This is a genomic window from Micromonospora sp. NPDC004704 (assembly GCF_053601675.1).
The window spans coordinates 317,548-329,867 of sequence record NZ_JBSGCD010000004.1 but is presented as its reverse complement, the minus strand read 5'-3'; the positions used below and the strand labels follow the sequence as shown (position 1 = coordinate 329,867).

9 protein-coding genes are annotated in these 12,320 nt (G+C 71.2%); 5 read left to right on the top strand and 4 right to left on the bottom strand.

Going from position 1 to position 12,320, the window contains the following annotated elements; genetic code table 11:
• Positions 1–197 precede the first annotated feature (197 nt).
• A complete protein-coding gene (locus ACWEFB_RS07800; RefSeq protein WP_452283312.1) occupies positions 198–914 on the top strand; it encodes a GNAT family N-acetyltransferase in 717 nt (238 codons plus the stop codon).
• A 175-nt stretch (positions 915–1,089) separates the two neighbouring features.
• On the opposite strand, the gene ACWEFB_RS07795 is transcribed toward ACWEFB_RS07800, so the two are convergent.
• A complete protein-coding gene (locus ACWEFB_RS07795; protein WP_452283310.1) occupies positions 1,090–1,968 on the bottom strand; it encodes a LysR family transcriptional regulator in 879 nt (292 codons plus the stop codon).
• 121 nt (positions 1,969–2,089) lie between these two features.
• On the opposite strand from ACWEFB_RS07795, the gene ACWEFB_RS07790 reads away from it, so the two are divergent.
• On the top strand, positions 2,090–3,619 hold the full coding sequence (locus ACWEFB_RS07790; protein ID WP_452283308.1) for an MFS transporter: 1,530 nt from the start codon (positions 2,090–2,092) through the stop codon (positions 3,617–3,619).
• A gap of 296 nt (positions 3,620–3,915) precedes the next feature.
• Here ACWEFB_RS07790 and ACWEFB_RS07785 read toward each other — a convergent pair whose 3' ends face one another.
• Positions 3,916–4,965: an aldo/keto reductase gene (locus tag ACWEFB_RS07785; protein WP_452283306.1), complete on the bottom strand. Its 1,050-nt coding sequence runs from the start codon at positions 4,963–4,965 to the stop codon at positions 3,916–3,918.
• Positions 4,966–5,021: 56 nt separating this feature from the next.
• On the opposite strand from ACWEFB_RS07785, the gene ACWEFB_RS07780 reads away from it, so the two are divergent.
• Positions 5,022–5,453 carry a MerR family transcriptional regulator gene (locus ACWEFB_RS07780; RefSeq protein WP_452283304.1) on the top strand — a complete coding sequence of 144 codons (432 nt, stop codon included), beginning with the start codon at positions 5,022–5,024 and terminating at the stop codon, positions 5,451–5,453.
• On the opposite strand, the gene ACWEFB_RS07775 is transcribed toward ACWEFB_RS07780, so the two are convergent.
• Both ACWEFB_RS07775 and ACWEFB_RS07770 read right to left on the bottom strand, forming a co-directional pair.
• The gene (locus ACWEFB_RS07775; RefSeq protein WP_452283302.1) at positions 5,437–5,595 is read right to left on the bottom strand and encodes a hypothetical protein; all 159 of its coding nucleotides are present in this window, start codon (positions 5,593–5,595) and stop codon (positions 5,437–5,439) included. The genes ACWEFB_RS07780 and ACWEFB_RS07775 overlap by 17 nt on opposite strands.
• Positions 5,592–8,066, bottom strand: coding sequence for a lantibiotic dehydratase (locus ACWEFB_RS07770; protein WP_452283300.1), 2,475 nt, complete (start codon positions 8,064–8,066; stop codon positions 5,592–5,594). The genes ACWEFB_RS07775 and ACWEFB_RS07770 overlap by 4 nt, the downstream gene beginning before the upstream one ends.
• 189 nt (positions 8,067–8,255) lie before the next feature.
• Here ACWEFB_RS07770 and ACWEFB_RS07765 point away from each other — a divergent pair, with 189 nt between their 5' ends.
• Together ACWEFB_RS07765 and ACWEFB_RS07760 are read left to right on the top strand one after the other, a co-directional pair.
• The gene (locus tag ACWEFB_RS07765; RefSeq protein WP_452283298.1) at positions 8,256–11,378 is read left to right on the top strand and encodes a M14 family zinc carboxypeptidase; all 3,123 of its coding nucleotides are present in this window, start codon (positions 8,256–8,258) and stop codon (positions 11,376–11,378) included.
• A 100-nt stretch (positions 11,379–11,478) separates the two neighbouring features.
• Entirely contained in the window at positions 11,479–12,318 is an 840-nt protein-coding gene (locus ACWEFB_RS07760; protein ID WP_452283296.1) for an alpha/beta fold hydrolase, read from the top strand.
• Positions 12,319–12,320: the final 2 nt, after the last annotated feature.

Here is a 12,320-nt window from a genome sequence, read left to right as displayed (position 1 = left end):
TAGGAGCTGACAACCGCCGACCGTACGCATCGACACGGAACTTGATCAGAACTTGAGCCTCCGTACTCGGGTAACTTGGGGGGCGGATGGTGGTGGGCCTCACAGTGCTTCGCCTGGTCACGCTCGGGGTCGTACGCCGGGGACGCCGGATAGCCTTGCCGGTTGGACGATGACCCCGACCGGGAAAAGTGGCAGCGATGAGCATCAGGCCCGACGAGCACGACATCTCAGGTAACCCCGTCTGGTCCTCGCTGACCGGTCGGCATGCCCGCTTCGCCACCGCCCACGGTCGGGCCGTCCGCTTCCAGCCGGACATCTCACCGTTCTCCGCCGTTACCGACTGGCACGACGAGGGGGCCTGGTCCGACCTGGCGACGCTGGCCGGACCCGGTGCGATGGTTGCCGTCGCGGGCGTCGGGCTCGTGCTGCCCGCCGGGTGGGATGTGGTGTGGCACGGCGAAGGGCTGCAAATGGTCGACGTCGCCGTGGAGGCGGCCGACGATCCGGAGGCGGTGACGCTGACCGGGGCTGACGTACCGGAGATGCTCGACCTGGTGGCGCGTACCGAGCCGGGGCCGTTCGCCCCGCGCACGATCGAGCTGGGCACGTACCTGGGGATCCGCCGGGGCGGTGCGCTCGTCGCGATGGGGGGCGAGCGGCTGCGGGTGCCCCGCCTGACCGAGATCAGCGCGGTCTGCACCGATCCCGGACATCGGGGCCAGGGGCTGGCCAGCCGGCTGGTCAAGGCGGTGGCGGCCGGGATCCGTCGCCGGGGCGACACCCCGTTCCTGCACGTCGCCGGGAACAACATCAACGCGATCCGGCTCTACGAGGCGATGGGGTTCAAGGTGCGTACGGAAATCACCTTCGCCGCCCTCCGTACGCCGTCGGCCGAACCGACCGGGATCGCCTGACCCGCGCGGACCCGGTCTTTCGAATTGATCGCGGCGGAGGCACCATGCCCACATACGTGATCGGGAAACACTGACCCCCGCCGAACCGCTCATCCGTCCGGCGGTGCCGGCCGACGTCGACGTGCTGCACCGTTCCTGCGCCTCGACGGCGACCTGCTGCGGGACCTGGCCGGCGCTACCCGCTGAACGCCCGCCGGCTGTGCACCAGCAACTCGCGCACGGCTGGGCTGTGCGCGTCCTTCCAGACCAGGGCGAGCAGAGCCGGCGTCTCCAGGTCGTCGACCATCCGGGCGACGAGCCGGTCGGTGTAGCGGGTGGCCATCGAACTGCTCAGGATGCCGACGGCGAGACCGCGGGCGGCCAGGTCCGCGATGGCATCGGCGGCGCTGGCCTGTAGCGCGATCGTCGGCCGGAGGCCCCGCGCGGCGCAGGCCTGGTCGAACACCGTGCGCAGGCCGGTCCCGACCGGCATGCAGACGATCGGGTACGCGTCTAGGTCGCGCAGGGCCACCCGGCGCTTCCTCGCCAACGGGTGCCCCGCCGGGACCGTGACGACGAGCCGCTCACTGATGATCGTCAGCGCCTCCAGCCCGTCCGGGGTGGCGGTCGCGCAACCGATGAGTGCCAGGTCGATGCTGCCGGCACGCACACCCTCCACGAGCCGGTCGGAGTTGTCCTCCAGTAGTGCGACCTCCACACCGGAGTGGGCGCGATGGAAGGAGGCGAGGGCATCGAACAGCGGCGTGACGGTGCATCCGATGACCATCCCGACGGTGATCCGCCCCCGGATCAGGTCGGTCACCTCACCCACCGCCTGCCCGACCGCTCCGGCGGCGGCGAGCGCGACGCGGGCGTGTTCGAGCGCCGCCTTCCCCGCAACGGTGAGCGTGGCGGTACGCGCGGAGCGGTCGAACAGCTCGGCACCCACCTCGCGTTCGAGCTGGCGGATCTGGGCGCTGACCCCGGACTGGCTGATGTGCACCCGCTCGGCGGCCCGGGTGAAGCTCTGCTCCTCGGCCACCGCGACGAAGTATTCGAGCTGCCTCAATTCCATAACCAGCGATTCTAGCTCCCAGCAGATCCATCTGTTGGACTTCTGATCGCCGGGCTACCACGCTGGGAAGCGACCAAGCCCCACGCACTTCCCCACCGCCCCGAGAAACGCAGGTATCGACATGCGCAAGTGGCTGCCGCTGATGACGGTCTGCCTCGGTACGTTCATGCTCCTGATCGACGTCACCATCGTGGTCGTCGCCCTGCCCGACATGGTCGGTGACCTGGACGCCTCCTTCGGCGCCCTGCAATGGGTGATCAACGCGTACGCCCTGGCGCTGGGCGCTCTGGTGCTCGGGGCGGGTTCGATCGCCGACCTCGTCGGGCACCGTCGCGCGTACGTCGTCGGGCTCGCGATCTTCGCCGCCTCGTCCCTGATGTGCGGCCTCGCCCCCAACACCGGCGTGCTGATCACCGCCCGTACGGTCCAGGGCATCGGTGCGGCGGCCATGTTCGCGACCACGTTCGCCCTGCTCAACAGCGCGTACGCCGGACGCGACCGGGGCACCGCGTACGGGATCTGGGGTGCGGTGTCGGGCGCCTCCGCAGCGGTGGGTCCGATCCTCGGCGGGCTGCTCACCGAGGGCCTGTCGTGGCGCTGGATCTTCTTCGTCAACCTGCCTGTCAGCGCCGTCGCCATCGTGCTGTGTCTGACCACGCTCGCCACCGTCCACATTTCGGGTCGGGGCAGGGTGGACATCGGTGGCATGGCCAGCTTCACGGCGGCGGCGGCCTGCGCCACGTACGCGCTCATCCGGGCGAACGAGGACGGCTGGTCCGATCCGGGGGTGTGGGCGCTGCTCGTACTGGCGGTGGCGCTGCTGGCCGGGTTCGTCGCGTTCGAGTCGCGCTCCCCGTACGCGATGTTCGACCTCGCCCTGCTGCGCAACCGCTCGTTCGTCGCGGTGCTGCTCGCCGGCCTGCTGCTGACGTTCGCCGCCTTCGCCACGTTCACCTACACCTCGATCTGGCTCCAGTCGGTGCTGGGCATGAGTGCGATCGGGGCGGGGCTGACCGGGCTGCCGATGTCGATCACGGCGTTTGCCGTCTCGGCGGTCCTGGGGCGGATCCTGCACGGGCGGCGGCCCGATCTGGTGATCGGTGGAGGGCTGCTGCTCGTCGGTCTCGGGAGCCTGCTCACCGCCGTGCTCGTACACGGTGCGGCCGGCTGGCCGGCGCTGGTTCCCGGTCTCGCCGTGGTCGGGGTCGGCGTCGGCCTGGTGACGCCGATCCTCGGCTCGGTCTCGATGTCGCTGGTGCCGCCACAACGTGGGGGCATGGCCGCCGGTGCGGTCAACACCGCCCGCCAGCTCGGCTTCGCCTTCGGCATCGCCGTGCTGGGCAGCGTCTTCGCCGCCCGCGCGCAGGCTGTCCTGTCCGGACGCGAGCTGCCGGATGCGGGTCGGGTCGCGCACGGCATCGCGGGCGGTCAGACGCCCGGCCTGCTGCACGCGGCGCCGCCGGACGGGCGGGAACTGCTCGACAGCGCGGCGCACGCGGCGGCGGTCACCGGCGTCCAGGGGACCTTCGCCGTGGCCGGAGCCGTCGGCATCGTCGCCGGCCTGGTCGTGGTCTTCCTCATGCGCCCCGCCCCGGCCCGGCTGGGACACGAGCACGAGCGCCCGCCGCTCCCCCAGCCGACGCCGCGCTGACACCTGCTCGCCCCGCCGACGCCGCGCTGCCACTGGGGCGTGCGCGGTCCACCGGCTCCCACCGTGCTGTGGCGTGCGCGGTCCACCGGCTCGGCCTGCCGAACCGGTGGACCCCCCACACCCGCCCAGCGGCTCGCCGCTGAACGACGGTGACTCGATCAGGGCTTACATACCCAGCGGAGTAGGTACATCAAAGATGATGTAAAGAAAATTCGCGTCGTACGCCTCGGGCGGTGCCCGGTCCCCCGGTCGCCCGGTCAGCGTCTCGGCGGCGACCGCCCGGGCCGTACCACGGGTCAGGCCGCCGGGCGGTCGGACAGTGGGCGTCGGCGGCGGACCGGGTCGGTCAGGGACACCGGACGCCAGGCGCCGTCGGGCTGGTAAACGTTGGTGCCGGGCGGGACGATCTCGTCGATCCGGTCCAGGGTGGCGTCGTCCAACAACAGCGAGGCGCCCTTGAGCGACGCTTCCAGGTGCTCCATCGTGCGCGGCCCGATGATCGCCGAGGTGACGCCGGGGTGGGCCACGGCGAAGGCCAGGGCAAGCTCCGGCAGCGTGCAGCCGATGCCCTCCGCGACCTCGACGAGCTGTTCGACGATCTCCAACTTGGTCACGTTGACCGCGAGGGAGGGGTCGAACCGGCCCGGGTTGAGCCGGGGACGGCCGGTCGAGAGGTCGACGGACTCCCCCCGGCGGTACCGACCGGAGAGAAAGCCCGAGGCGAGCGGGCTCCAGACCAGGACGCCCATGCCGTACCGCTGGGTCACCGGGAGCACGGAGGTCTCGATCCCCCGGGCCAGGATCGAGTACGGCGGCTGCTCGGTCCGGAACCGCCCGACAGCTCGGCGCTCGGCCACGTGGTGCGCCTCGACGATCTCCTCAGGCGGGAAGGTCGAGCACCCGAACGTACGGATCTTGCCTTGGCGTACGAGGTCGTCCAGGACCGACAGGGTCTCCTCGATGTCGGTGGTGTGGTCGGGGCGGTGGATCTGGTAGAGGTCGATCCAGTCGGTCTGCAACCGCTTCAGGCTCTCCTCGACCTCCTTGAGGATCCAGCGCCGGGAGTTACCGCCCCGGTTGCGACCCTCGCCCATGTGGAAGTGGACCTTGGTGGCGAGCACCACGTCGTCGCGCCGGCCCTTCAGGGCCTTGCCGACGATCTCCTCGGACTCCCCCAGGGAGTACATGTCCGCGGTGTCGACGAAGTTGATCCCCTGGTCGAGGGCGGCGTGGATGATCCGGATGCTGTCGTCGTGGTCGGGGTTGCCGACGGAGCCGAACATCATCGTGCCGAGGCAGTGGATGCTCACTTCGATGCCGGTGCCGCCGAGAATTCGATAACGCATGGACGGCAACGTATGACCTAGAGTCGACTCTAGGTCAAGCTCGTATCCTTGGCGGCATGGAGAGCACCCGGACCGAGAGCCCCGGTCTGAGCATCGGACAGGTCGCCGAACGCACCGGACTCAGCGTGCACGCCCTGCGCTTCTACGAACGCGAGGGCATCATCGAGCAGGCCGTACGGCGCGACGGCGGAGGCCGCCGGGTCTACACCGAGTACGACGTGGCCTGGCTGCGGGTCTGCATCATCCTGCGCGTCTCCGGCATGCCGCTGCCGACGATCCGCCGCTACACCGAGATGGTCCGGCAGGGCACCGGCAACGAGACCGAACGCCTCGCCCTCATGCTCGAACACCGCGACCGGGTCAACGCCCAGATCGCCCAGCTCACCCGGTCTCTCGACCTGATCAACCACAAGGTCGGGGTGTACGAGGACATCCTCGCCGCGAACCCCGCCGACCCGTCCGCCTCCTGCGTCATCCCGGAGGGCTGACCAGGGCGGAGACGCCGGTCGGGGCCACGCCGGTCGGGGCGACGCCGGTCGGGGCCACGCCGGTCGGGGCCACGCCGGTCGGGGCCACGCCGGTCGGGGCGACGGCGGTCGGGGCCACGGCGGGGGCGACGCGGAGGCTCACCGGGTGGTCGTCCGGTCGACGGCGACGAAGCGGAACTCGGCGCAGTAGCGGCGGCCGGCGGTGTCGGCGAGCCAGAGCTGGTCCGGGCCGGGCAGCATCTCGGTGACGGTCACCCTGGCACCGTCCGGGTCGAGCCGGGTCGCCCGGCGGACCGCCCGCGCGAGCACGTCCACCGAGGCGAGACTCGTCAGGTCCAGGTGGATCGGCTTGCGCTCCCCGGTGACCCGGGCGAAGACGTACCGGGGCAGGCCGTGCCGGGCGACCCAGCGACGTACGGCGAGGAACCGGTCGGCCTCGTCCGGCTCGGCGAACGGCGTCAGGGCCCCCGGCCCGAAGGTCCACGACTCGCGGTGGATCACCAGCCGGTCGACCTGCACCCTGGGCGTGTGCGGGGCGGGCGGCAGCAGCCGGAACTGCTGCACCAGCCGGGCCGAGACCAGGTCGGCGACGACCTCCAGCAGCTCGTACTCCCGGCCGCCGGAACGACGACGGACCACCAGGCGACCGTCGGACTCGTACAGCTCGCAGGCACCGACGAGCAGGTCCCGGTCCGGGTCGTAACCGCAGGTGTCGGGGGCGAAGACCAGCCGTACGTCGCCCGGCCCGGCCAGTTCCGGCGCGGTACGCACGGGTGTCCCGCCCTGCGCCTCGGTCGCCCCCATCAGCACCACCCCCGGCGACAGGTCCGCCGCCATCGCCGCCCGCATCCGCTCCGGCTCCGGGTGGTACGCGAACCAGCTCGCGTACCGCATGGTGTTCGCGCCGGGGTGCAGCTCACCGAGGATCCACTCGAAGTCGCCGGCCTCGACCGCGGCCGGGTCGGCGGCGGCGAGCATCAGGTCCGGGCTGTGCTGCACCGCCCCGGTCCAGCCCGGTCGGGTGGCCGGGAACGCCGCCCGGACGGCCGCCCGCAGCGCCGCACTGTCCCGGTGCACCCGGCGTTGCTCCGGCCCACCGATCCCGGGCGTGGTGCCGCCAGGCGTCCCGACACCGAGAACCTCGCCGCCGAACGTACCGACACCGGGAGCGTCGGCGGCGGGCAACACCAGCACCTTGGCCCACCGGGCCTGCAACGCCCGGGTCAGCGGCCGGACCAACGATTCCGCCGGCTGGACCAGCAGGTCGTGGGCGAGCAGCCAGAACTCGGCGAACGGGACCGGACCGGCACCGGTCGGGCCGGCGAGTTGCCGGTAGAGGTCGCGGAACGCCCGGCGGTAGAGCGCCGCGCCCGCCGAGGTGAACCAGCGGGCGCTGTCGAGGACCAGCCCGAGCGGGGCCCGCAGCGGCTCCAGCAGTGCCGGACCGAGGGTCACCTCGTCGGCCCGCCGGCACTCCTCGAACACCAGCGTCCGGCCCGCGTACGCCTGGCCGTTGTCGCGTCGGGCCGCCAGGTCGGTGAGCCGGGTGAAGGTGTTGTCGAGCCGGTCGAGGGCCGGCAGCAGCGCCCGGTCGTCCCCGCGTGCCGCCGCGACCGCGTCACGGGCGGCGGTCAGCTCGGCCAGGGCGGCGACCGCCGGGGCAGGCACCGCCGGATCGTCCACCCGGTCCAGGATCCCCCGCAGGGTGATCTCCGAACGCAGGTCGTCGGCCGGCGCCTCCAGGTCCCAGGTGATCCACCGGGCCGCGTGCAGGCGGTCGAGGGTGGCGAGCACCTCGGCCGGGTCGGTGGTCGCGGTGCTCGGGTCGGCCAGCACCTCGGCCACGATCCGGTCCGGCAGCCGTACGCCGTCACAGGCGCGCAGCACCGCCGCCGCAACCGGGTCCAACGGGACAGGGTCGGCCAGCGGCACCCGCAGCGCCCCTTCGACCACGTCGAGCAGCGGCATCCGGCGGGGTGCCAGCCACCGGCGCAGTCCCGGGGCGTGTGCCGCCGCCACCGCCGCCACCGCCCAGTGCTCGAAATAGAGCGTCCGGGCGGCGACCGGGTCCGCCGTCCGGGTGTGCCGCAGCGGGGTGACCTGGTCGGGGACGACCTCGGCCCAGCCGACCGGGCCGAAGAAGCCGATCGTGTCGTTCTTCGCGCAGTACCGGTGCAGGTAGTTGGTGACCAGCGCCTCGTACCGGCGGTGCCGGGCTGTCCGTACGACGGTGTCCGGGTCGCGGCGCAGGAGGGTGTCCAGCCCGGTGCGTACGGCGTGCGGGTTCTGCCAGGTGACCGCCTCCCGGAAGCGCGGCTCGGCCGCGACCCGGTGCAACGCCGCCGCCAGGTCCCGTCCGGCCACCCGGAACCGTTCCCGGTACGCCTCGGTCCCCGCCGTCGGCGCGCCCGGCTCGACGGAGGTGATCAACTGGTCGGCGGTGGCCGCGAGTGCCGGGCTGGCCAGCCCGTCGAGCAGGTCGAACGGGAAGCCCGTGCCCCGCAGGCAGACCGACCGCCAGAGCGCCCACTCGCGGTCAACCAGCGGTGTCAGGTGCGGGGCGGCCCCGGTGACCCGCTCCCCGGCCGGTGCTTCGTCGAGGTCGGCCGGCACGGGTTTCCTCCACAGGAGACGGTGGATCGGGCCGCGCAACGGTAACGCGAACGGGTGCCTACGGGACATGGCGAAACAGTGGGTTACCAACCGGTCACTGATCGCCGTAGAGCAACCGATCGAATCATTGACACGTCTGAGCCGGCACAGAATGCTCGCGCGTAGAGATCCTTCGAACGAGGGGGCGCAATGCGCAAAACACGGCTGGCGATCGCCGGCGTGTTCACTTTGGTCGGCGTTCTGGTGCTGACCACACCGGTAAGTGCGAAGCCACCGGCCACACCGGATGGCGGCAACAGCAACCTGGAGGTGTACGTCGGCTCGGCCGATGCGAAGCAGATCGACGTACTCCGAGATAGCGGGGTCGACGTCGGGCACGCGGTCGGTGCGGTCGACAAGGCCGGGAACTCCGCCGTACAGGTGGTGCTCAGCAAGGAGCAGGCCGCTCGGCTTGCCACCAAGGGCGTCAAGCTGTCCGTCAAGAAGGTACGCGGCAAGGAGGCCTCCCGGGCGCTGCGCGAGCAGTCCGCCAACGGGTGGTCGGCGTTCCGGTCGTACAGCGAGCCCGGCGGTATCCGGGACGAGATCACCTCGACCGCGGCCCGGTTCCCGAAGCTGACCAAGGTCGAGACGATCGGCAAGACCGTCCAGGGCAAGCCGATCCTCGCCGTCAAGGTCACCAAGAACGCCAAGAACGTCGAGGACGGCAAGCGCCCGGCCGTGCTCTACGGCGCCGCCCAGCACGCCCGCGAGTGGATCACCCCGGAGATGACCCGCCGGCTGCTGCACCATGTGCTCGACAACTACGGCACCGACCCGGAGATCACCCGACTGGTCGACACCACCGAGCTGTGGTTCCTGCCGGTGTCGAACCCGGACGGGTACGACTTCACCTTCACCGAAGGCAACCGGTTGTGGCGCAAGAACCTGCGCGACAACAACGGGGACGGTCAGATCACCTCCGGCGACGGGGTGGACCTGAACCGGAACTTCTCCTACAAGTGGGGGTACGACAACGAGGGCTCGTCGTCGGACCCGTCGAGCGAAACCTACCGTGGCACCGGCCCGAACTCCGAGCCGGAGACGAAGGCGCTCGACGGCCTGTTCCGGCGGGTGGGCTTCGAGTTCTACATCAACTACCACTCGGCCGCCGAGCTGCTGCTCTACGGTGTCGGCTGGCAGGTCGACACCCCGACCCCGGACGACGTGATCTACGAGGCGATGGCCGGTGACGACGCCAACCCGGCGATCCCCGGCTACGACCCGGACATCTCGGCCGAGCTGTACACCACCAACGGCGACACCGACACGCACGCCACGGTCCGCTACGGCACGCTCGGCTTCACCCCCGAGATGACCACCTGCGAGACAGTGTCGAACTCGGACCCGAACGACGAGTGGCTGGCCGAGGACTGCGCCAGCGGGTTCAACTTCCCCGACGACGAGGACCTCATCGCCGCCGAGGTGGCGAAGAACCTCCCGTTCGCGCTCGCCGTGGCCAAGTCCGCCGCCACCCCGGACAACCCGGTGTCGGTGGTCGGCCGCAGCACCCCGGACTTCGAGGTCGACAAGTTCGACACCTCGTACGGCAGCCGCCAGCCGGTCGCCACGATCGCCCGGCGTTCGCTGAAGAACGTCCAGATGCACTACGTGATCAACGGCGGTCGCCCGAAGTCGGTCGAGGTCAAGGAATGGCGGGGTGGCGAGCGGTACGGCGACACCCACGACGACTACTACGCCGAGGTACGCGGCACGGTGACCGGCGCCAAGGCCGGTGACCGGGTGGAGGTCTGGTTCACCGGCACCAAACCCAAGGGCGGCGGACCCACCGCCAGTGAGCACTTCACGTACCAGGTCAGCACCGACATCGGTGGCGACGTGCTGGTACTGGCCGTCGAGGACGTGACCGGGCCAAGCCCGGTGCAGACCGGCACCAGCGCCAAGTACGCCGACGAGGTGGCCGCCGCGCTCACCGCCGCCGGCAAGACCAGCGACGTCTACGACTTCGACACCCGTGGTCGCAAGGCGCCGCACCCGCTCGGTGTGCTGTCGCACTACGACGCGGTGGTCTGGGAGACCGGTGACGACGTGATCCTGCGGGCGCCGGGCCAGGTGGCCGGGACCACGGCGAAGGCCGCGATCGAAACCGAGTTCGCGGTCCGGGACTACCTCAACGAGGGTGGCAAGCTCCTGGTCAGCGGGAAGAACGCACTCTTCGCGCAGTCCGCGGACGGTGCGTACTACTACGCGCCGGGCGCACCGCCGGAGTGTCCCGCACCGGGCGGGACCTGCCTGCCGATCCTCAACGATTTCCAGCAGTACTACCTGGGCGCGCACACGTACGTCAGTGGTGGCGGCCAGGACGGCGACGGCAACCCGTACCCGGTGGTCGGCAACGACGGTGCGTTCGCCGGGTTCAACGGGGTGCTCAACGCGCCGGGCTCGGCGGCCAACCAGGACCACACGGCGTCGTTCCTGACCACGTCGAGCTTCCTCCCCCCGGACCAGTTCCCACAGTTCACCAGCACGGCACCGGTCGGCTGGGGCCGTCCGGGCGGCGCGCCGTTCGACCCGCGTACGGGTGACTGGTACCTGTTCAGCGGCCAGGCGGACGTGTCGTACAAGCGGCTGACCCGGACGGTCGACCTGACCGGGGCGACCAGCGGTGCGTTGAACTTCTTCATCTCGCACGACATCGAGGCGGACTGGGACTTCCTGTTCGTCGAGGCGCACGAGGTGGGGACCGACAACTGGACCACGCTGCCGGACGCCAACGGGCACACCGGCACCGGCACCGGCGAGAGCTGCGCGTCCGGTTGGGTGGCCGAACTGCACCCGCAGCTCGCCCACTACATCGGCGAGGACTGCTCGCCGACCGGCACCACCGGCACGTGGAACGCGGCCACCGGCGCCTCCGGTGGCTGGCAGGAGTGGTCGGTCGACCTGTCGGCGTACGCCGGCAAGCAGGTCGAGCTGTCCATCTCGTACGCGTCGGACTGGTCCACCCAGGGCCTCGGTGCCTTCGTCGACGACACCAAGGTGATCAAGAACGGTGTCGCCGTCGAGGAGACCTCGTTCGAGACCGACCTGGGCGGCTGGACGGTGGCCGGTCCGCCGGCCGGCTCCTCCCCCGGTTCGAACGACTGGTCGCGCAGCCAGACGGCGTTCGAAGAGGGTTCCGTGGTGACCACCCCGGACACCGTCTACCTCGGCTTCGGTCTGGAGGGGCTCGCCCCGGCGGCCCGTGACGACCTGGTGGCCAAGTCGCTCACGCACCTGCTCGGCGGTGGCGCGAAGAAGCCGCTGTCGTAACGGAACCACGCACCACGGCGGGGCGGTCGGCGCGAGCCGGCCGCCCCGTCGGCGTCAAAACCCTTTGCGGTACGGGTGACGGCGCTGACAGGATCATCGGATGCCCACCCTCACCAGCGTTGACGGGACCCTGCTCGCCTACCACGTCACGGGAACGGGTGAGCCGCTGCTCGTCCTGCCCGGTGGGCCGATGCGCGACTCGGCGTACCTCGGTGACCTGGGCGGGCTCGGGGCGCACCGGACCCTCTACCGGCTGGACCTGCGGGGCACCGGGGAGTCGGGCATCCCGGCCGACCCGGAGTCGTACCGGGCGGACCGTCAGGTGGACGACGTCGAGGCGTTGCGCGAGCACCTGGGCCTGGACCGGATCGACCTGCTCGCCCACTCGGCCGGCGGCGACCTCGCCACCCTGTATGCGGCCCGCCACCCGGACCGGGTCAGCCGGCTGTTGCTGATCACACCGGCCCTGTACGCGCTGGGTATCGCGTTCACCGCCGAACAGCGCCAGGAGGGTGTCGCGCTGCGCGCGGATGAGCCGTGGTACCCGGAGGCGGTGGCCGCGTTCGGCAACATCGCCGCCGGCAACCCGACCGACGAGGACTGGCGGGGGATCGTGCCGTTCACCTACGGCCGGTGGGATGCCGCCGCACAGGCGCACGCCGCGGCCGGTGTCGGGCAACGCCATCCCGAGGCGGCCGAGCGTTACTACGCCGTGGAGGCGGCCGACCCGCCCGGCATCCGTTCGGCGATCGCGGCGCTCGACGCCCCGGTCCTGATCCTCGCCGGAGAACTGGACACCAGCCCGAGGCCGGCGACCGCACGGGAAGGGGCAGCGCTCTTCCCCAAGGGTGAGAGCGTCGTCCAGCCTGGCGCTGCGCACTACCCCTGGCTGGACGACGCCGAGACCTTCACCCGCCTGGTGGCGGATTTCCTGCGCTGATC